Annotated in this window: 9 protein-coding genes; 7 read left to right on the top strand and 2 right to left on the bottom strand. The window is 74.4% G+C overall.

The window, feature by feature from the left end; translation table 11 throughout:
- Positions 1 to 217: 217 nt before the first annotated feature.
- Positions 218 to 1564, top strand: a complete 1347-nt coding sequence (locus E1165_RS08700; RefSeq protein ID WP_207916781.1) for a salicylate synthase — start codon at positions 218 to 220, stop codon at positions 1562 to 1564.
- Between the two features lie 102 nt (positions 1565 to 1666).
- Here the strand turns inward: E1165_RS08700 and E1165_RS08695 are convergent, their stop codons facing one another.
- Both E1165_RS08695 and E1165_RS08690 read right to left on the bottom strand, forming a co-directional pair.
- Positions 1667 to 7906 (bottom strand): non-ribosomal peptide synthetase, encoded by a 6240-nt coding sequence (locus tag E1165_RS08695; RefSeq protein ID WP_132389515.1) that lies wholly within the window; start codon positions 7904 to 7906, stop codon positions 1667 to 1669.
- A complete protein-coding gene (locus E1165_RS08690; RefSeq protein ID WP_243704664.1) occupies positions 7903 to 15723 on the bottom strand; it encodes a non-ribosomal peptide synthetase in 7821 nt (2606 codons plus the stop codon). Before E1165_RS08690 ends, E1165_RS08695 begins: the two co-directional genes overlap by 4 nt.
- A 100-nt stretch (positions 15724 to 15823) precedes the next feature.
- Between E1165_RS08690 and E1165_RS08685 the strand changes: the two genes are divergently transcribed.
- The 6 genes from E1165_RS08685 (at position 15824) to E1165_RS08660 (ending at position 22074) form a co-directional block, all read left to right on the top strand.
- Positions 15824 to 17152, top strand: a complete 1329-nt coding sequence (locus E1165_RS08685) for an MFS transporter (protein WP_132389511.1) — start codon at positions 15824 to 15826, stop codon at positions 17150 to 17152.
- 29 nt (positions 17153 to 17181) lie between these two features.
- Positions 17182 to 18219, top strand: a complete 1038-nt coding sequence (locus E1165_RS08680) for an iron ABC transporter permease (RefSeq protein ID WP_132389531.1) — start codon at positions 17182 to 17184, stop codon at positions 18217 to 18219.
- A 2-nt stretch (positions 18220 to 18221) separates the two neighbouring features.
- Positions 18222 to 19292: an iron chelate uptake ABC transporter family permease subunit gene (locus tag E1165_RS08675; protein ID WP_243704659.1), complete on the top strand. Its 1071-nt coding sequence runs from the start codon at positions 18222 to 18224 to the stop codon at positions 19290 to 19292.
- A 1-nt stretch (position 19293) separates the two neighbouring features.
- Positions 19294 to 20109, top strand: a complete 816-nt coding sequence (locus E1165_RS08670) for an ABC transporter ATP-binding protein (protein ID WP_132389507.1) — start codon at positions 19294 to 19296, stop codon at positions 20107 to 20109.
- A 68-nt stretch (positions 20110 to 20177) separates the two neighbouring features.
- The gene (locus E1165_RS08665) at positions 20178 to 21212 is read left to right on the top strand and encodes an ABC transporter substrate-binding protein (protein ID WP_132389505.1); all 1035 of its coding nucleotides are present in this window, start codon (positions 20178 to 20180) and stop codon (positions 21210 to 21212) included.
- Between the two features lie 64 nt (positions 21213 to 21276).
- A complete protein-coding gene (locus E1165_RS08660) occupies positions 21277 to 22074 on the top strand; it encodes a thioesterase II family protein (RefSeq protein ID WP_132389503.1) in 798 nt (265 codons plus the stop codon).
- The last annotated feature ends 4 nt before the right edge of the window (positions 22075 to 22078 follow it).

Raw genomic sequence — 22078 nt, 5'->3', positions numbered from 1 at the left:
TGGTTGATCATTCTGGTTGCCCACCCTAGTCGGGCATGCCGGCGCGTCTCGACGGCGCGGTTGCTGCCGGGTGTGCGTCGACTGTAGGGCGTGGTGGCCCACCTGTCGCTACCAAAGACTATAAGGGTAGCCTCACCTAAGAAGTGCCGTTTGATGTGCGCACGAGTCGCGGTGCCCGGCGTCGGCAGGGGGCCGCCTGTCGGAGGAGGCCACCCGGGTGGAACGTCGTGGATTGTTGGAAGACGACCGGAAGCTCGTCAGTCGTTACTACTCCGGTCGGTTGACCGGCGTCGCCGATCCGCTCCGGCTGGCCACCGAGCTGGCCAGGACGATGCCGGGCCCGTATGTCCTCTACGAGAACAGCGGCACGTGGTCGGTGGCGTCAGGATCGGCGTACGAGCTGGTGCTGTACGCCGACGAGCTGCACGTCCGGGACGCCGACGGCTGGTCGACCAGCCCGTCCGGCGCAGAACCGCTGCAGGCCGTGGCGGACGCGCTCGCCCGCTGCCCGGTCGAGGGCGCGCGGGCGTACGGCTGGGCCGGATTCGCCCTCAGTCACCTGCTGCACGGCGATCCCGCGGCGGCCCGTGGACCGTTGCTGCGTCTGGTGGTCCCGACCCGTGAGGTGCGGATCTCCGCCGACACCGTCGACGTCCGGGCGGTCGACACCGCGGACCTGCTGCCGCTCACGTCCCAGGTGGCCGCCGCGGCGACGGCCGCCACCGTCGCCGGCACACCGCTGCCGCCACCGGACCCCGACCACGGCGCCGAGTTCTACCGCTCCGCGGTGTCCCGTGCCGTCGCGGAGATTCGGGCCCGGCGGTACCAGAAGGTGATCCTGTCCCGTCTCGTACCGGTCGACGGCGACGTCGACCTGTTCGCCACCTACGAGGCGGGACGCCGGGCCAACACCCCGGCCCGGTCGTACCTGCTGGACCTCGGCGGCGTGCGGTGCGCCGGGTTCAGCCCCGAGACGGTCGTCGAGGTGACGGCCACCGGCCGGGTGTCCACCCAGCCGTTGGCCGGCACCCGGGCCCGGCACGGCGACCCGATGCTCGACGGTGCGCTCCGCACCGACCTGCAGGCCGACGCGAAGGAGATCTTCGAGCACGCCATCAGCGTGAAACTCGCCTTCGACGAGCTGACCGCCCTCGCCGTGCCGGGCAGCGTACAGGTCGACGACTTCATGGACGTCAAGGAACGCGGCAGCGTGCAGCACCTCGCCTCGCGGGTCAGCGCCACCCTGAGCGGCGGACGCAACGCCTGGCACGCGCTCGCCGTCCTGTTCCCGGCGATCACCGCCTCCGGTGTGCCGAAGGCCGCCGCGTGCGAGGCCATCGACCGCATCGAGAACGCGCCGCGTGGCCTGTACAGCGGAGCCGTGCTCACCGTCGACGCGGACGGCTCGTTGGACGCGGCACTGGTGCTGCGGTCGATCTTCCAGCAGGAGGGCCGGACCTGGCTGCGCGCGGGCGCCGGCATCGTCGAACAGTCCACCCCGGAGCGTGAGCTGGAGGAGACCGCCGAGAAGCTGCGCAGCATCAGCCGCTACCTGCACCGCTGATCCGCACCGCGGGCCCGGTGACCCGCACGGTTACCGGGCCCGCCGCCTCAGCCCGGCGGGCGGGCGGTGAGCGGTTCCCGCACGGTTACCGGGCCCGCCGCCTCAGCCCGCCGCGCGAACGGTGAGCAGTTCCGCCAGGGCCGCCGCCGTCGGGCGGGCGAAGAAGTCGGCGATGCCCAGGTGGCTGCCCGTGGCGTCGCGTACCCGTTCGCGCAGCGGCACCAAGAGCAACGAGTGTCCGCCCAGATCGAAGAAGCTGTCGTCCGCACCGACCTCGGTTATGTCGAGCAGCTCGGCGAAGAGGTCGCAGAGCAGCGCCTCGGCGGCGGTCTCCGGGCGGCGGCCCGGCCGCCGGTCGTCGGCTGCCGGCGTCGGCAGCGCCCGCCGGTCCAGCTTGCCGTGCTCCGTCAGCGGCAGCTCGTCCAGCGCGACGAACGCCGCCGGGATCATGTAGTCGGGCAACATCCGGCCCAGGCGCGCGCGCAGCGCCGCCGGATCGAGCGCGGCGCCGTCGGCCAGGACGCAGTAGGCCACGATCCGCTTGCCGGCGGGCGGATCGTCCCGGACCACGACCGCCGCCCGGGCCACGGCCGGATCGGCGGACAGCGCCGCGGTGATCTCGCCCAGCTCGATGCGGAACCCGCGGATCTTGACCTGCTCGTCGGCGCGGCCCAGGAAGTCGATCGCGCCGTCCGGCATCCAGCGCACCAGATCGCCGGTGCGGTACATCCGGCTCCCGGGCGGTCCGTACGGGTCCGCGACGAACCGCTCGGCAGTGAGTCCCGGTTGGTTGAGGTAGCCGCGGGCCAGACCGGCACCGGCCAGGAACAGCTCGCCGACGACGCCGGTGGGCACCGGTCGCAGCGTCCGGTCCAGCACGTACGCCCGGGTGTTCGCGGTGGGCCGACCGACCAGGGGACGCTCGCTGTCGGCGACCCGGGCGGCGAGGGCGTCGACCGTGGCCTCCGTCGGGCCGTACAGGTTGTAGCCCGTGGTGCTCGGCAGGTCCCGTAGCTGCCGCCAGAGCGGCGTGGGGACCGCCTCGCCGCCCACGCCCCAGGCGAGCAGCGGCGACCGCCCGTCGCGGATCAGCCCGGCACCGGCCAGTTGCAGTGCGTGCGACGGTGTGACCTCGATGAAGTCGATGCGGTGCCGGTCGACGAAGTCGACGAGCAGCGCCGGGTCGCGCAGCGTGTCCTCGGTGACCAGGTGCAGTGCGTGGCCGTCGAGCAGCCACAGCTGGGGCTGCCAGGACGCGTCGAACGCGAACGACCAGCCGTGCGCGACCCGCAGCGCCCGGCCGCCGGCCGCGGCGACCGTGGGCCGGTACAGCAGTTCCCGGTGACTGTGGAACAGGTTGGCGATGCTGCGGTGTTCCACCACCACGCCCTTGGGCAGCCCGGTCGACCCGGACGTGTAGATGACGTACGCCGGATGTTCGGGCCGCGGCCGGGGCAGGTCACCGGCGCTGGGGTGGGCCAGCCTCCGCTGCACCTGCGGCGCGTCGAGCAGGAGGACCGGTGCGCCGGCCAGCGGGGCGAGCCGCTCGGTCGTGACGGTGAGCAGCGGACCCGCGTCGGTGAGGATGTGCGCGATGCGCCCCGGCGGGTACGCCGGATCGATCGGCAGGTACGCCGCCCCGGCCCGCAGCACGGCGAGCAGCGCCACGACCGTGTCGGCGGTGCGCGGCAGCAGCAGCGCGACCACCGTGTCCGGGCCGGCACCGTGGTCGGCGAGCAGGCGCGCCAGCTCGGCGCTGCGGGCGTCCAGCTGGGCGAACGTGTACGCGATCTCGCCGCACACCAGCGCAGGGGCGTCCGGTGTGCGGGCCACCTGGTCCTCGAACAGCTCGACGAGGGTACGCCGCGGCGTGTCGACCACCGGCCCCGCACCCTGGGCGAGCATGCGCTCGTACCCGTCGGCGCTGAGCAGTTCCAGGCTGCCGATGGGGCGCTCCGGGTCGCGGGTGACGGCGTCGAGCAGCCGGACGAGTCCGGTCGCCAGGCTGTGTGCCGTGGCGGCGTCGAACAGGTCGGTGCTGTACTCGACGCCCACCGTCATTCCGGCCCGGCCCGGCTCCTCCACGACCTCGAACGCCAGGTCGAACTTGGCGGTCGCGGTATCCACCTTTTCCTGCGTCACACGGCACCCGCCGAGCCGCAGTCGCAGGTCCGGCCGGACCTGGTGGCTCAGCATCACCTGGAACAGCGGGTGCCGCGCCATCGACCGGGCCGGGTTGAGCACCTCCACGAGGCGCTCGAAGGGCACGTCCTGGTGGGCGTACGCGGCCAGGTCGGTCTCCCGGACCCGCGCCACCAGGGCGCGGAACGTCGGGTCGCCGCTCGTGTCGGTCCGCAGCACCAGCGTGTTGGCGAAGAAGCCGACCACGTCGTCGACGGCGTCGTCGGTACGTCCCGCGATCGGCGTGCCGATCGGGATGTCGGTACCGGCCCCCAGCCGGGTCAGCAGGGCCCCGAGCGCCGCGTGCAGCACCATGAAGACGCTGGCGTCGCACCGCCGTGCGAGCGCCCGCAGCGCCTGGTGCACCCCGGCCGGGACGGTGACCTCCACCGAGGCACCGCGCAGGCTCGGCACCGCGCGGCGCGGGCGGTCGGTGGGCAGGGTCAGCTCCTCCGGCAGCCCGTCGAGCGCCTTGCGCCAGTACCCGAGCTGGCGGGCGGCCAGCGAGTCCGGATCGTCGTCGTCGCGAAGCAGCTCCCGCTGCCACACCGTGTGGTCGGCGTACTGTACCGGTAGGGGCGCCCAGCCGGGCTCCTCCCCGCCGGTGCGGGCGGCGTAGGCCGTGGCGAGGTCGCGCAGCAGTGGTAGGGCCGACCACCCGTCCGCCGCGACGTGGTGCACGGTCAGCAGCAGCACGTGTTCGTCCGGGCCCAGTTCGAACAGCTCCGCGGCGAACGGCGGCTCGGCGTCGATCCGGAAGGGCCGGCGGGCGGCCGCCGCCAGCAGGTCCGCCAGCTCGCCGTCGGCCGCGGCGGTCACCGGCAGCGCTGGCCGGGCCGCGGTGGCGGGCAGGATGACCTGACGGGGGGTGCCCGCCTCGTCCGCCAGCACCGTGCGCAGTGCCTCGTGTCGATCGGTCAGGTCACCGAGCGCCGCGCGAAGCGCCGTGACGTCAAGGTCGCCGGTGACGCGTGCGGCGAAGGCCATGGTGTACGCGGGGTTGGGGCCGTCGAGCCGGTACAGGAACCACATCCGGGCCTGGGCGTACGACAGCGGCAACGGGTCGGGTCGGACCCCGGCCCGCAGCACCGGCCGGGTGTCCCGGGCGTCGAGCCGGGTCGCCAGCGCGGCCACCGTGGGCTCGTCGAACACGGTACGCAGCGCCAGCTCCGCCCCGAACACCGTGCGGACGCGGCTGGCCAGGCGCGTGGCGAGCAGCGAGTGGCCACCCAGCGCGAAGAAGTCGTCGTCGATGCCGACCGTCTCCACCCCGAGCACCTCGGCGAACAACTCGCAGAGCAGTTCCTCGGCGGGAGTCCGCGGCCGGCGCGACGCGTCCGCCGGCCGCCGCGTCGGCGCGGGAAGCGCGGCCCGGTCCAGTTTGCCGCTCGGCGTCACGGGCAGGGCGTCGAGCACCACGACGGTGGCCGGTACGAGGTGTGCGGGCAGTGTCGTGGCCAGGTCCTGCCGTACGCCGGCCGGGTCGAGTGCCTCGCCGACGACGTAACCGACCAGCCCGAGCTCCGGTCGGGCGACCACTGCCGCGGCGCGGACGCCGGGCAGCCCCAGCAGGGCCGCCTCGACCTCGCCCGGCTCCACCCGGAACCCGCGGATCTTGACCTGGGTGTCGGCGCGGCCGAGATATTCGACGGCGCCGTCGGCGGTGCGCCGAACCAGGTCACCGGTGCGGTACATGCGCGTGCCGGGTGGGCCGAACGGGTCGGCGACGAAGCGTTCCGCGGTCAGCGCCGGGCGGCCGAGGTACCCGTCGGCGAGCTGCCGACCCGCCAGGTACAGCTCGCCGGGCGTCCCGACGGCGACGGGTCGCAGCGCCGCGTCGAGCACGTACAGGGCGGTGTTCCACACCGGCCGGCCGATCGGCACGGTGGCGGCACCGGGCGGGCACGGCCACGCGGTGACGTCCACGGCGGCCTCGGTGGGCCCGTACAGGTTGTGCAGCTCGACGGCGCCGCCGTAGCGGTCGTGGAAGGCCTCGGCGAGGTCGACGCTGAGGGCCTCACCGCTGCACAGCACCCGGGTCAGGCCGGTACAGGCTGCCGCCTGCGGCTCCGCCAGGAAGGCCCGCAGCATCGACGGCACGAAATGCACGGTGGTGACCCGTTCCCGCTGAACGAGGCGGGCCAGGTAGCGCGGGTCGCGGTGACCCCCGGGCCGGGCCACGACCAGCGTGGCGCCGACGATCAGCGGCCAGAAGAACTCCCACACCGAGACGTCGAAGCTCGACGGCGTCTTCTGCAGCACCCGGTCGTCCGGGGTGAGTCCGTACTCGTCCTGGGTCCACAGCAGCCGGTTGACGATCGCCCGGTGTGACACGACCACGCCCTTCGGGCGGCCGGTGGAGCCGGAGGTGTAGATGACGTACGCCGGGTCCGCCGGCCGCACCGCCGGGGCGCCGGGCGCGGCGTCCGGCAGGACGGCGCTGTCGAGCGCCAGCACCGCGGTCGCGTCGACCGGCAGGACCGCGCGGGTCGTGGTGTCGGTGAGCAGCGCGGCGGGTCCGGCGTCGGCGACCATGAGGGCGAGCCGGTCGGCGGGGTAGTCGGGATCGAGCGGCAGGTACGCGGCGCCGGCGCGCAGCACCGCGACCAGCGCCACGACCAGGTCGGCCGAGCGGGGCAGGGCCACCCCGACCACACCGCCGGGCCCGACGCCGTGCGCGGCCAGCAGGGCGGCCACCCGCCCGGCGCGGTCGTGCAACTGGGCGTAGGTGAGCCGGACGCCGTCGGCGACCACCGCGGTGGCGTCCGGCGTGCGGGCGGCCTGTTCGGCGAGCAGCGTGGTCAACGTCGTGTCCGGTACGGCGGCGACGGTGCCGACCAGCGGCTCCACCTCCGCGGCGTCGAGCACCTCGACGCGGCCCAACGGCACGGCGGGCGCGGTCGCGAACGCGGTCAGTGCCCGGATGAGGCGCTCGGCCACCCGTCGCGCCTGCGGCTCGGTGACGGCGTCCGGGCGGTGTCCCACCTCCAGCTGGAGCCGTTCGCCGGGCAGGACCGTGACGGCGAGCGGGTAGTGCACGCCCTCCTCGCCGGAGAACCCGGCCAGCCGCAGGCCGGGGGCGAGGTCGGCGAGACGGTCCGGGTCGAAGGGGTAGTTCTCCACCGTGACCAGGGTGTCGAACAGCTCGCGCCCGCCGGCGACCCGCTGGATGTCGGCCAGCCCCAGGTGCTCGTGCGCCACCAGCTCCGACTGCTGGTCCTGCAGGCGGCGCAGGGCGGTGGCGTACGGCTCGGCCGGCGGCAGGCCGACCCGCACCGGGACGGTGTTGACGAACGCGCCGATCATCGACTCGGCGCCCGGCAGGTCGGCCGGCCGGCCGGACACCACGGTGCCGAACACCACGTCGTCGCGGCCGAGGGTCCGGCCGAGGGTGAGGGCCCACGCCCCCTGGACGACCGTGCCGAGGGTCAGGCCGTGCGCCCTCGCGGTCGCGGTCAGTTGGGTCGTGGTGGCGGCGTCGAGGTGCACGACGACACGCTGCGGGTGCTCCCGCACGCCGCTGTCGGCGCCCGGCGACACGAGCGTCGGGGCGTCGAGTCCGGACAGTGCTTCCCGCCACGCCGTCTCGGCGGCGGCGCGGTCCTGCGCGGCGAGCCACTCGAGGTAGCGTCGCGGCGCCGCTGCCGCCGGCGGCGGGTCGCCGGCGTACCGGGCGAACAGCTCCCGTACCAGCAGGGGCTGTGACCATCCGTCGAGGACGATGTGGTGGGCGGCGAGGACGAACCGGTGCAGGTCGTCGGCGAGCCGGATCAGCGTGAACCGCACCAGCGGCGGGCGAGCCAGGTCGAAGCGCCGCCGGCGGTCCCGCTCGGCGAGCCGTCGCTCGGCGGTGTTTCGTTCACCGCTGGGCAGCGCGCCGAGGTCGGCGTACTCCCACGGCACCGGGACGTGCCGGGCCACCAGCGCGGCGGCCCGTCCCTGCCGGTTACGGCGGAACGCGCTGCGCAGCGCGGGGTGGGCGTCGAGCAACCCCTGCGCGGCGGCGCGCAGCCGGTCGGCGTCCACCGGGCCGCGCAGGGTGAGCACGAGCCGTCCCGCGTACACGTCCGGGCCTTCGGCGTCCAGCTCGGCGCGGAAGAGCAGGCCCTCCTGCAGCGGGGTCGGCGGGAGAATGTCGTCGAGCGCGGGACGGCCGGTCACGAGAGGCTCCAATCGGTGACGAAGTCGTCGATCTCGTCCTGGCTGATCGCCATCAGGGAGACATCGGAGGGGGTGAGACCACCGGCGGCCGGGTCTGCGGCGTGTGTGGCGAGAGCGGTCAGGTAGGCGGCCCAGCGGTCGGCGAGGGTGCGCACCTCGGCCGCGTCGAGGGCGGCGCCGGCCCAGGACCAGGTGGCGTGCAGTACCGCGCCACCGGGGCCCGGCCGGATCCAGGCGTCGATCTCCAACTGGTGGGCGAGCGGCAGCGCCGGGTCGACGTGGTGGAACAGCCCGTCGTCCGTCGGCTCCCAGAAAGCGTCGCCACCGCCGGCGAGGCGACCCAGATAGTTGACGCAGACAGCCGGTACGGGCAGCCGCGCCAACTGCGGGGCCGCCTGCGGGTTCAGGTGCCGCAGGGCGCCGTACCCGAGGCCACCGTCGGGTACGGCGCGTACCTGTTCCTTGACGGCCTTGAGGGCACGACCGATCTCCACGCCGCCGGCCCGGGCCGCGGCGAGGTCGACCGGCCCCGGGTCGAGGCGGACGGGGTACACGGCGGTGAACCAGCCGACGGTGCCGGCCAGGTCGGTGCCCGGGGCGATCGCTGCCTCCCGGCCGTGGCCTTCCACCGCGACGGCGAGGGCCGTGTCGGATCCGCTGCCGTGGCGGGACTCGGCGACGGCGAGCGCCAGGGCGGTCAGCAGGGCGTCGGCCGGGTCGACCCGGAACGCGGTGGGTAGCCGCGTCAGTAGCGCTTCCGTGACGTCCGCGGTAAGGGTGACGACCCGGCGCTGCTGAGTGCCGGTGACGTCCCGGGCCGGGTCGAGCCGGCGTTCACCGAATGGTCCCGGCGCGGCCAGGGCGCTCGTCCACTGTGCCGCCTGTTCGCGGGTGGCCGGCCGGTCGGCGTACTCGCGCAGCCGCTCGGACCAGGCCCGCAGCGAGGTGCCCGCCGGCGACAGCGCGGTACCGCGCCATGCGCCGGCCAGATCGGCGCAGAGGATCCGCCACGACACCCCGTCCACCACGAGGTGGTGCGCGACCAACACCAGCTGCTCGCGCGCGGGCAGCCAGACCGCCTGCAGCAGCACGCCGTCGGCCGGTCGCAGCCGCTGCGCGGCGGCCCGTGCCTCGTCGGCCGGAGTGCCGTCGCCGACGCGCAGCAGGTCGCCGGCGCGCACCGCGCCGCGAGGCGCGGTCACCAGATCCCAGCGTCCCCCCGCCGTGGTCACGAGCCTGGCGCGCAGTGCCGGATGCCGGTCGAGGACCTGCTGGAGCAGACCGGTCAGCTGGTCGACGGTCAGCCCGGCCGGGGCGCGTAGCGCCATGCCCTGGCTGTAGCTGTCGGCCGCCCCCGGCCGGCCGGCGGCGGCCAGTTCGCGTAGCCACCCGACGATGGGCGTCTCGGCGATGCCGCCGACGCCGTCGTCCGCCGCTCGGATGGTCGCGCCGGGGACCGCCCGCGCGACGGTGGCGAGGGCGGCCGGTGTCTGGTGGCGGAAGACGTCGCGCGGCTCGATCGTCCACCCGGCTGCCCGGGCCCGGCTGACCAGTCGCAGGGCGACGATGCTGTCCCCGCCCAGCTCGAAGAAGTTCGCGTCGGCGGCGACCCGGTCGTGGTCGAGCAGCGCCGCGAACAGGTCGCAGAACAGGGTCTCGCCGGCGTCGGCGGGAGGCCGCCCGCCGTCCGCGGCGGGCACCTGCGGCACCGGGAGGGCCGCCCGGTCGAGCTTGCGGTTCGTGGTCTGCGGCAGCCGGTCGAGGGCCATCCACAGCGACGGCACCATGTAGTCGGGCAACGCCGCGGCGGCGTGCGCCCGCCAGCCGTCCGGGTCGGCCGGGTTGCCGGGTGCGGGCACCACGTAGGCGACGAGCCGGCGGGAGCCCGGCAGGTCGTCGCGGGCGATGACGGCGACGTCGGCGACGCCCGGGTGTCGGCTGAGGACGGCCTCGATCTCCCGGGGTTCGATCCGGAACCCGCGGATCTTCACCTGGTCGTCGGCGCGGCCGAGGCACTCCAGGTCGCCGTCGACCCAGCGGGCCAGGTCGCCGGTGCGGTACATGCGGGTGCCGGGTGGCCCGAACGGGTCGGCGACGAACCGCTCGGCGGTGAGCGCCGGGCGCCGCAGGTAGCCGCGCGCCAGGCCGGTGCCGGCCAGGTACAGCTCGCCGGTGACACCGGGCGGTACCGGTCGTAGCCGGGCGTCGAGCACGTACGCGGTCATGCCGGCGATGGGCCGGCCGATACGCGGGGCACCCTCGCCGGTGACCGGGGCGACGACGGCGTCGACGGTGCACTCGGTCGGCCCGTAGAAGTTCCAGGCGTGCAGGCCGGGCCGCGCCCCGAGGTCCCGCCACAGCGCGTCGGGCATGGCGTCGGCGCCCGGTCCGAGCAGCGCCGGCCGGTGGCGGCCCGGGGCGAACAGGCCGTGCTGGATGAGCTGCTGCAGGTGGGCCGGGGTCAGGTCGAGGTAGTCGATGCGCTCGTCGGCCACGTACGCGGTGACGGCTGCCGGGTCGGGGTAGCTCGCCTCGTCGAGGACGTGCAGTTCGTGGCCGCCCACCATGAGGACCACCGGGTCGAGGGCGGCGTCGAACGCGAACGACGCCACGTGGCCGACCCGGATCCGTCGCCCGCCGACCGCGGTTACCTCGGGCGGAAAGAGTGCCGAGGTGTGGGCGGCGAACAGGTTCGCCAGGCTGGCGTGGCTGACCACCACACCCTTCGGGATGCCGGTGGAGCCGGAGGTGTAGATGACGTACGCCGCGCTGTCCGGGGCCGGCGGGCGGGGATCCCACACCGTCGCGGGCGGCGGGTCGTCGTCGAGGTACACCATCGGCAGGCCCGGCGGGTGAGGCAGGGTCGCCGCGAGGGTCCGGGTGGTGAGCAGGCAGACCGGCTGGGAGTCGGTGAGCGTCGCCGCCAGACGGTCCTGCGGGTACGCGGGGTCCAGCGGCAGGAAGGCGGCACCGGCGCGCAGCGTGCCCAGCATCGCGGGCACCACGTCGCGGCGCGCCAGCGCCAGTGCCACCACTCGATCGGGTCCGGCGCCGTGTGCCGTGACCAACCGCCCGATCCGCTCCACCTCCGTGGCCAGGTCGGCGTAGGTCAGTCGCGACAGCTCGCCGGAGGCGGCGCGTACGACCAGGGCGACGGCGTCCGGGGTGCGGGTGACCTGCCGGGCGAACGCGTCCGGCAGCGGCGGCGCGGCGGGGGCCGGCACGGGCGGCGCCACCAGCGCCGAGCGCTCGTCGGCGAAGAGCAGTTCGTGGTCGTCGATCGGCCGGTCCGGTGCGGCGACGGCGGCGGTGAGCAGCTGCACCAGCCGCGCCGTCAGGGCCTTCACGGTGCCGGGGTCGAACAGGTCGGCGCTGTACTCGGCGAACCCGCCGACCGTTCCCGGCGCCTCGGGGTCGAAGTCCTCGATGAAGGTGAGGCTCAGGTCGAAGGTGGCGGTCTGCGTGGCGACGACGTACGGGCGGCTGACCAGCCCCGCGACGGGCAGCCGCGACGCGGTGCCGCTCTGGTGCACCACCATCACCTGGAACAGCGGGTGCCGGGCGGTGGACCGCGGCGGGTTGAGAATCTCGACGAGCCGCTCGAAGGGCAGGTCCTGGTGGTCGTAGGCGTCCAGGTTGGTCCGCCGGATGCGGTGCAGCAGCTGGGTGAGGGTCGGTGAGCCGGACGTGTCGGTGCGCAGCACCAGTGTGTTGACGAAGAAGCCGACCAGGTCGTCGAGGGGTTCGACGCCGCGACCGGCGACGGGTGTGCCGAGCGGGATGTCGTCGCCGGCGCCGAGCCGGGTGAGAAGCGCCGCCACGGCGGCCTGGTACACCATGAACGGGGTGACCCCGAGCCGGGCGGCCAGCTCCCGGACGGCCTGCGCCTGCCCGGCGTCGATGGTGAACCGGGTGAGCCCGCCGGCGTACGACGACTCGGCCGGCCGGGGCCGGTCGGTGGGCAGGCGCAGTTCGGCCGGCGCGCCGGCCAGGGTCTGCCGCCAGTAGGCCGCCTGCCGGGCGGCGCGGCTGCCGGGGTCGTCGGCGTGCCCGAGGGCCTTGCGCTGCCAGACGGCGTAGTCGGCGTACTGCACGGGTAGCGGGGTCCACGCGGGCGCCGCGTCGGCGCGCCGGGCCGCGTAGGCCGAGGCGAGGTCACGGGTCAGCACGGGCAGCGACCGCCCGTCGCCGGCGATGTGGTGCAGCAGTAGCAGCAGGACGTGCCGGTCGGGGGCGAGCCGGAACAGCGTGACGCGCAGCGGCGTTTCCCGGCGGAGGTCGAACACCTGCGCGGCGGCTGCCGACACCTCGGCGTCGAGCGTCGCCGGGGTGACGTCTCGGACGGCCAGGCGCCCTCCGGCCGGCAGGACGACCTGGTGGGGTGTCCCGTCGCGCTCGGGGAAGACGGTGCGCAGGATCTCGTGCCGCGCGACGACGTCCCGCAGTGCGGCGTCGAGCAGGCCGGCGTCCAACGCTCCGTCCAGGGCCAGCCCGAGCGGGATGTGGTACGCCGCGCCGGCGTCCTCAAGGCGGTGCAGGACCCACAGCCGAAGCTGCGCGAACGACAGCGGGGCCGGGCCGTCGTCGCCGCGCGGCGCCAGCGGCGGCAGGTCGTCGGCGGGTGTGGCAGCCGGGGCCAGCGTGCGGGCCAGCGCGGCGGGCGAGGGCCCGTCGAACAGCGACCGCAGGAGGGGGCGCACGCCCAGCTCGGCCTGTACCCGGGTGATCAGCCGGGCGGCCAGCATCGAGTGGCCGCCCAGCGCGAAGAAGTCGTCGTCGGGCCCCACGGCGGGCACGTCGAGAACGTCCGCGTACAGCGCGCACAGCCGCGCCTCCAGCGCCGAGGCGGGCGCCCGTCCGGTCCCGGCGGAGTAGACCGGCGCGGGCAGGGCCCGGCGGTCGAGCTTTCCGTTGCTGGTCAGCGGCAGCCGGTCCAGCACGACGATCGCGGCCGGAACGAGATGCGCGGGCAGGGCGCGGGCCAGGTCGTCGCGCAGCCGCCGGGGCGACGGGTCCGTCCCGGTGACGTAGGCGACCAGCCGCACGTCGCCGGGTGTGTCCTCGCGGGGCACGACGGCGGCCTGCGCGACGGTGGGATGGGCGCGCAGCAGCTGCTCCACCTCGCCCGGTTCCACCCGGAAGCCGCGGATCTTGACCTGGTGGTCGACCCTGCCGAGGTACTCCAGTACGCCGTGCGCTGTCCAACGGGCCAGGTCGCCGGTGCGGTACATCCGGCTGCCCGGCGGGCCGTACGGGTCGGCGACGAAGCGGGTGGCGGTGAGAGCCGGCCGGTCGTGGTATCCGCGGGCGAGGCCGTCGCCGGCCACGTACAGTTCACCGGCGGCGCCGGGCGGGACCGGGTGCAGCCGTTCGTCGAGCAGCCGGACGGCGGTGTTGTGCACCGGCCCCCCGATCGGCACCACCGGCCCGGAGTGCTCCGGCGTACACGCCCACAGGGTGGCGTCCACCGTGGTCTCCGTGGGCCCGTACGAGTTGAACATGCGGCAGGTCGCCGCCCAGCGCCGCATCAGTTCGGGCGGGCACGCCTCGCCGGCCACGATCAGGGTGACGTCGGCCGGGAGCGCGTGCTCGTCCGGCAGGGAGGCGAGCACCCCCGGTGGCAGCGTCAGGTGGGTGATGCCGTGGCGGGCGCAGAAGTCCGCCAGCGGGGGGCCGAGGCGCTGCTCCGCCGGCACGATCACCAGCGTGGCGCCGGTGAGGAGCCCCATCGTCCATTCCCACACCGACGTGTCGAAGCTCATCGACGCGAACTGCAGCACCCGGTGCCCGGGTCCGACGCCGAGCTCGTCGACCATCGTCGAGACGAGGCTGGGGATGCCCTCGTGGGTGACCACGACGCCCTTGGGGCGGCCGGTCGATCCGGAGGTGTAGATGACATAGGCGGCCTGCTCCGGCCCGGCCGGGCACGGCTTCGGGACGCACCCGGCGGCGGTGTCCTGGTCGATGAGGAACGCCGGCGGCGCGGCGGGCGGCAGCGCCGGCACGGTGGCGGTGTCACTCACCAGCAGGGTGGGCCGGGCGTCGTCCAGCATCAGCGCGATCCGCTCCGGCGGGTACTCCGGGTCGATCGGCAGGTACGCCGCGCCGGCCTTGAGCACGGCCAGCGCGCAGACGAGGAACTCGCCGCGGCGGGGAAGCGCGACGGCGACCACGGTCTCGGGTCCGGCGCCGCGCGCGGCGAGTGCGCCGGCGAGGACGTCCGAACGCTCGTCCAACTCGGCGTAGCTCAGGGTCCGCGTTCCACCGTCCTCCCAGCGCAGGGCCTCCGCGTCGGGTGTGTGTCGGGCCCGCGCGCGGAACAGCTCGGCGATCGTGGCCCGGTCCACCGGCCGGGAGTCGCTGCCCCAGCCGGCGAGCACGAGTTCCCGCTCGCCGGGGGCGAGCAGGTCCAGGTCGCCGAGCGGGGCGTCGACGTCGGCCAGGGCGGCGTCGAGCATCCGCGCGTAGCGGCCGACGAGGCCGTCGACGGTGTCGGCGTCGTACCGGTCGGCGCGGTAGGTGACGTCCAGACCCAGCGTGCCGTCGGGTTCCAGCACCGCGGCGACGGCCAGGTCGAACGCCGCGGCCCCGTTGTCGACGCGCCGTTCGGTCACGGTGACGCCCGGCAGGTCGAGGGCCGCCCAGACGTCGCTGCGTACCGAGAACAGGATGTCGAACCAGACGTGGTGCCCGGCGCTGCGATCCGGGCGCAGCTCCCGCACCATGGTGTCGAACGGCACCCGCTGGTGGGCGTACGCGGCGAGGCACTGCTCACGGACGTGCTGCAGGAAGGCGCGGAACGTCGTCGCCGGGGTCGCCCGCGTACGCAGGGCGAGTGTGTTGCCGAAGTTGCCGATCAGGCGGTCGGCGCCCGGGTCGGTGCGGGTCACGACGGGGGACCCGACGATGAGGTCCGGCACGCCACCGACGCGGTGCAGCAGACCGGTGAACCCGGCGAGCAGTGCCATGAACGGGGTGACGCCCTCGGCGCGGCAGACGGCGTGCAGTCGTTCGCGCAGCGCCGCCGGCAGCCGCCGGGTGAGCCGGCCGCCCGTCGCGGACCCGTCGGTGGTGCGCAGCCGGTCGGTGGGCAGTGGTACCGGGGCCGGTGGGTCGGCCAGTCGGGCGCGCCAGTGGTCCAGGTCCGTGGCGGTCCACGGTGGCGTGCGGTGTTCCGCGGCGGCCAGGTCGGCGTACTGCGCCGGCAGGTGGGGCAGGTCCCGCCCGGCGTACCCGGCACCGAGGTCGTGCAGGAGCACCTGCCAGCTCGCGTCGTCCCAGGCGATGTGGTGCGCGACCAGCAGCAGGACGTGCTCGTCCGCGGCGAGCCGGAGGATCTCCAGCCGGATCGGCAGCTCGGTCGTCAGGTCGAACGGGCGTTCGGCGAGCCGCGCGGCGGCCCGGTCGACGGCGGGTTCGCGCTTCTCGGGCGCCAGGGCGGTCAGGTCGGTGGTGGTCAGCTCCAGCCCGTCGACCGGTACGACGACCTGGTGCGGTTCGCCGTCCTCGCCGACCCGGTAGACCGAGTGCAGCACGTCGTGGCGCTGCACGACGTCGCGCAGCGCCCGGGCGAGGTCCGGCGCCGACAGCGCACCGGACAGTCGCGCGCCGACGCAGACGTGGTACGCGGTGTCCTCCGGCCGGAGCTGGTGCAGCAGCCACATCCGGCGTTGCGCCGCGGACAGGGGAGCCGGTCCGGTGACGTGGGGGACGGTCGACGGTGCCTCCGACCGACGGGCGATGCCCCGCTCCGCGAGTCTGCGGCGGACGAGTTCCCTCCGCCGGGCCGTCAGGTCGGCGTTGCCGTCGCCGTCCATGTTGGGCACGTTCCTGTCACCTCCGATTGCGCCGGGTCAACCGGAGGGACCCTAACTTAGGTTAGCCTAATCTTGCTATAGCGACGGGTGGAGGTGGCGCGTGCGCGTCCGTGAGTTCGGCTTGGATCTGCGTCCGCTGCGGGGCGGTTCGCGGCTGGCCTGGGTGCTCGCCGCCCGGCTGCTGGGACTGCTCAGCATCGGACTCACGTCCGTCGCCGTCGTCGTGCAGGTGTACGCGCTGACCGGTTCGTCGTTCCAGGTGGCGACGGTCAGTCTGGTGCTCGGCGCGGGCCTGCTGGTCGGTCTGCTCGCCGGCGGGGTGCTCGCCGACGGCCGGGAACGCCGGTCCCTGATCCTGCTCGGCAGTGGCTGGGCGGTCGTGACGTTCGGCGCGCTGGCGCTCAACGCGGCAGCCGACAACCCGCGGTTGTGGGTCATCTACCTGCTCGGCGCTCTCTTCGGCCTCACCGAGGGCTGTGCCGAGAGTGCGTTGACCGCCGTCGTGCCGAGTCTCGTGCCGGCCGATCAGCTACCGGCGACGGGCGCGCTGGTGACCGTCACGACCACCGTCGGCGCCATCGCCGGTCCGGTGGTGGGCGGAGCGCTCGTCGCCGGTCCGGGACTGGCCACCACGTACGCGCTGGCGGCGCTCGGCGCGGCGGGCGCCCTTCCGCTGCTGGCCCGGCTGGGCGCGCTACCGCCGGGGGCGCCCGGCGACGCGGAGTCCGTGGCGCCGGCAGGCCGTGCCGCCTGGTGGCCCGCGCTGCGGGAGGGTCTGGCGTTCATCCGTCGCAGCCGGATCGTCGCCGCTGTGCTCGTGGTGGACCTCGGTGGTGCGCTGTTCGCGACCCCGGCGGCACTGTTTCCGCAGTTCGCGGAGCGCGTCTTCGCCGTCGGCCCGAGCGCGGTGGGCCTGCTCACCGCCGCTCCTGCCGCCGGCGCCGCCGTCGCTTCCCTGCTGTCGGGCTGGACGGGACGGCTGCGCCGGCCCGGACGGGCCCTGCTCGGCGTGGTCGGTGCCTACGGGCTGGTGACGATCGGCTTCGGTGCCAGCCCGGTGCTCGGCCTCGGCCTCGTCTTCCTGGCCCTGGCCGGCGCCGCGGACACCATCTCGGAGATCCTGCGTCGCACCCTTCTCATGCAACACACCACCGCGCACCTGCAGGGGCGGGTCGGCAGTCTCTGGCTCGCGCAGGCGATGACCGCACCCGCGCTCGGCGGCGTACTGCTCGGGCTGGCGGCAGGGCTGACCGGCCCGTCGGCGGCCGTCGCTGTCGGTGGGGCGCTCTGCGTCGGCGCCACCGTCCTGGTGGGATGGTGCTACCCGCAGCTGTGGCGGCACCGGGCGGTCGGCGCCGGGCCGGAGGCCGGTCGGGACGTCGCGGAACCGCCGTGCGACGACGTGAGGACCGCGACTGTCCAATCCTAGTTAGGTGAGGCTATCCTACCTCGGTGACAATCGAGGCGACGAGCGTCGTGCCCCGCCGTTCGGCGTCGCCTGCCGTCCGGTCGCACGCGTGGGCCACGCTGAGCTGCCTGGCCCTTCTGCTGCTGCTCTGTCTGGCGTCCGTGGCGCTCGGCACCCGATGGATCCCCCCCGATCAGGTCCTCGCCCTGCTCCTGCACCCGGACGGATCGGAAGTGGCCGGCATCGTCCACCAGATGCGGGTGCCGCGGACGCTGTTCGGGCTGCTGGCAGGGGCGGCACTGGCGATCGCCGGCGCACTGATGCAGGGGCTGACCCGCAACCCGCTCGCGGATCCGGGAATCCTCGGCGTCACCGCCGGTGCCTCCATCGGTATCGTCGTCACGACCACTGTGCTCGGCATCGCGTCGGTCTACAGCTACGTGTGGTTCGGCTTCGCCGGTGCCCTCGCCGCGACGGCTCTCGTGTACGGGCTCGGCTCGGCCGGCGGCGGCGGCGCCACGCCGGCCAAGCTGGCCCTCGCCGGCGCCGCCGTCTCCGCGTTGCTGCAGTCGCTGGTCAACGCAGCCCTGCTCGTCGATGCCGCGGCTCTCGGTGACTTCCGGTTCTGGGCGGTGGGAGCCCTTACCGGCCAGCCCGCCACGATGCTCGGGCCTGTCCTGCCCTTCTTCGCGGCCGGCGCCGTGCTCGCCGCCACCACCGCGCCCGCGCTCAACACCCTGGCGCTCGGCGAGGACGTCGCCCGCGGTCTCGGGCAGCGCGTGGGCCTCGCCCGGTTGCGCGGTGCCGCCGCGGTGACCCTCCTCGCCGGTGCCGCCGTGGCGGTGTGCGGACCCATCGCCTTCGTCGGCCTACTCGTACCCCATGTCGTGCGTGCCTTCACGGGCCCGGACCACCGATGGATCCTGTGGTACTCGGCGCTGCTCGGGCCGTGTCTGTTGCTTGCCGCCGACATCGCCGGCCGGCTGGTCGCCCGGCCCGACGAGCTACCCGTGGGGATCGTCGTGACGGCGCTGGGTGCGCCGTTCTTCGTCGCGCTGGTCCGCCGCCGCGGACTGCGGGAGTTGTGACCGTGTCTGCCGCAGAGAACGCCAGGCCCCTGGTCCCGGGGGTCGTGATCCGTCTGCCGGGCACCCGGGCATGCTGGCTGGTGCGTCCCCGCGCGATGGTGGTGAGCCTGCTGCTCGTGGCGGTGGTCGCCGCGGCTTTCCTGCTCGCCGTCGCCGTCGGCGAGCTGGACCTACCGCTGTCCGATGTGGCGGCGGCCCTGGTGACCGGCGGTGACGGCGTGACCGGCCTGGTGGTACACGACCTGCGTCTGCCTCGGGCACTGGTCGGCCTGCTCGTCGGCGCCGCGTTCGGCGTCTCCGGGGCGGTCTTCCAGTCGCTCACCCGCAACCCGCTCGCCAGTCCCGACGTGATCGGCGTGTCCGCCGGTGCCGGCACCGCCGCCACGGCGGGACTGCTCATCGGTGCCGGCGCCGGGCTCGGCCTGCAGACGGTGGCGTTGCTCGGCGGGCTGGGATCGGCCCTGCTGATCTACCTGCTGGCGTACCAGGGCGGCACCAGCGGCTTCCGGATCGTACTGGTCGGCATCGGCGTCGCCGCCCTGTGCGGCAGCGTCACCACCTACCTGTTGCTGAGGGCCGGGGTGTACCAGGCGCAGCAGGCCCTGATGTGGCTGACCGGCAGCCTCAACGCCCGTGGCTGGGAGCACGTCGGCCCGCTCGTGGTCGGCCTCGCCGTCCTCGCGCCCGCCGTCGCGGTGCTCGCACCGTGGCTGTCGGGCCTGCAGCTCGGCGACACCCCCGCCCGGGCCCTCGGTCTTCCCGTTCACCGGGCCCGGGTCGCCCTGCTCGCGGTGGCCGCCGCGCTCGCCTCGATCGGCACCGCCGCCGCCGGCCCGGTGGCCTTCGTCGCCCTGATCAGTCCGCAGATCGCCGTACGGCTCGTCGGGGCGCCCGGCCCCGCGCTGGTCTCGTCCGGCCTGGTCGGGTCCGCGGTGGTGCTTCTCGGTGACGTGCTCGCCCGGGAGGCGCTGCCCGGCGTCGAACTACCCGTCGGCGTGGTGACGGGCGCACTCGGCGCACCCGTCCTGCTGTGGCTGCTGACCCGTGCCAACCGTTCCGGTGTAGGAGGCTGACATGGATGTGCTGGCGCACGGGCTCACCGCTGATGGACTCACCCTCGGCTATCCCGGCCGACGAGTGGTGGACGGCCTGGACGTGACGATCCCGTCCGGCCGGGTGACCGCCATCGTCGGGGCCAACGCCTGCGGCAAGTCCACCCTGCTGCGGGGCCTGGCCAGGCTGCTGCGCCCGGCGGCCGGCACCGTGCAGCTCGACGGCCGGTCGATCGACACGCTGCGCGGTAGGGAGCTTGCCCGGCTGCTCGGTGTGTTGCCGCAGGACCCGGCCGCGCCGGACGGCATCACCGTACTGGACCTGGTCCGTCGCGGTCGCAGCCCGCACCAGTCGTGGTGGCGGCAGTGGTCCGCCGCCGACGAGCGCGCCGTACGGGACGCGCTGACCGCGACCGGTCTGCTCGCCGAGGCGCAGCGCAGCGTCGACGAACTGTCCGGGGGGCAGCGTCAGCGTGCCTGGATCGCCATGGCGCTGGCCCAGGACACCGGTGTGCTGCTGCTGGACGAACCCACCAACCACCTCGACCTCGCCCATCAGATCGAGATTCTCGACCTCATCGCCGACCTGAACCGGGCCCAGGGCCGCACCGTCGTGCTCGTCCTGCACGACCTGAACCATGCCGCGCGCTACGCCCACCACGTCATCGCCATGCTCGGCGGCCGGGTCGTGGCGGCCGGACCTCCGCGTGAGGTCATCACCCGACAGCTCGTCGAGGACGTCTTCGGTCTCGCGTGCGTCGTCGTCGACGACCCGGTCAGCGGTGGGCCGCATGTCGTCCCGTACGGCCGTCACCACAGCGTCCCCGCGGCCCACTGATCCTCGATGACCTACCGACGCCGCCGGGCGGAACGCCCCGCGGCGCCTGCTGAAAGGAAACACGCACCATGTCAATGATCGGTCATCCCGTCCGGGTCGGGCAGAAGCTGCTCGCCGTGGGTGCCGCTGTCGCCATGACGGTCCTGCTGGGTGCCTGCGCCACCGGCAACCCGGCCCCGTCCACGGCCGGCGCGGGGTCCGCGAGTTCCGACGGGCCGTGGAGCTTCACCGACGACCGGGGTACGAAGATCGACCTGCCGAAGCGTCCGACCCGGATCGTGGCGCAGTCCCACCCGGCGGCCGCCCTGTACGACTTCGGCATCAAGCCGGTCGGTGTGTTCGGCCCGCAGAAGACCTCCGACGGCAAGCCGAGCCCGCAGATCGGCAACCTCGACCTCACCGGCGTCGAGTCGGTCGGTACCGCGTTCGGCGAGTTCCAGTTGGAGAAGCTGATCGCCCTCAAGCCCGACCTGATCGTCACCGTGGCCTACGGTCCGATGCTCTGGTACATCCCCGACGAGGTGCGGGCGAAGGTGGAGAAGGTCGCCCCGATCGCGGTCATCCAGCTGATGGGCGTCGCGGTCCCGGACGCCGTCAAGCGTTTCGGTGAGCTGTCCGCGGCCCTGGGCGCGGATCCGAACAGTCCGGCCATCCAGCAGGCCAAGACCGGATTCGAGGCCGCGGCCAACGCCCTGAGGACCGCGGTGGCGGCGAAGCCGGGGCTGTCGGTGGAGGTTGTCTCGGGCACCAAGGAGAACTTCTTCGTCGCCGACCCCGAGTTCCACGGCGACGTGAAGTTCCTGCAGCAGCTCGGCGTGCGGTTCGTCAAGCCGGCGAAGCCCGAGGCCGGTTTCGAGTCGCTCAGCTGGGAGGAGGCCGGCCGCTACCAGGCCGACCTCGTCATGGAGGACGCCCGCCCCGAAGGCGGCCTGGACGCGACGCAGTTGGCCACGTACCCCGCCTGGCAGAACAGCCCCGCCGTCAAGGCCAACCAGGTCATCGACTGGCAGACCGAGACGCCGTTCACCTACCAGCGGTTCACGAAGGTCCTGACCGACACCACCGCCGCCATCGCGAAGGCCGACGCCACCGTCGTGCCGTGACGCCGGACCGCGCCCCGCCAGCCGTGGCGGCGGGGCGCGGAAACCCTGCGAGAGGAAGCGATCGATGCTGCTGACCAACGACTGGGCGCGCTGGTTCCGCCGGTACGTACCCAAGCCCGACGCGACGGGCCGGCTGGTCTGCTTCACTCCGGCCGGTAGCCTGCCGTCGTTCTACCTGGACTGGGCGCGGACCGCGCCTGCCGAGGTGGAGGTTCTCGCCGTCACGCTGCCCGGCCGTGAGCAGCGCGGCGCCGAGCCACCGGCGGCCGACCTGGAGTCCCTGGCCGATGCCGTCGCCCAGGCGCTGCGCCCGCTGGGGGACCGCCCGACCGCCCTGTTCGGGCACAGCATGGGCGCCGCCGTCGCCTACGAGGTCGGGCGGCGGGTCGAGGCGGCGGGTGGCTCGCTGGCGGGCCTGGTCGTGTCGGGCTGCGCCAGCCCCGCCCGGCTGCGGGAGCGACGGTCGTCCCTCACGGCGTACGACGACGACCGGCTCGCGGTGTACCTGCGTGACCTCGGCGGCACGCCGGCGCAGCTGTTCGACGACCCGGAGCTGCGCCAGCTGGTCGTCGACGCCTTCCGTGCCGACCTGGCCGTCCTCGAACCGTACCGGCCGGACGAGACGGGCAGCCGCCTGCGGACCGCGGTGCATGTTCTGCGGGGCGAGCAGGACCAGGCGACGCCGGGCCACGACGCCGCCCGCTGGGCCGAGGTGACCGAGCGGTTCGCCGGTGTCCGTTCCTTCCCGGGCGGCCATTTCTACCTGCTCGACCAGCGGTCCGCCGTACTGCACGCCGCCGTCGAGCCGCTGCGCGGCCGCGGTCTGCGGCCGATGTTCACGCACGCACACAGGAAGGGGTAGGACC

Origin of the sequence: Micromonospora sp. KC723, assembly GCF_004348595.1 — a bacterium.
GTDB lineage: Bacteria > Actinomycetota > Actinomycetes > Mycobacteriales > Micromonosporaceae > Micromonospora.
This window is presented reverse-complemented; position numbering and strand designations above follow the sequence as displayed.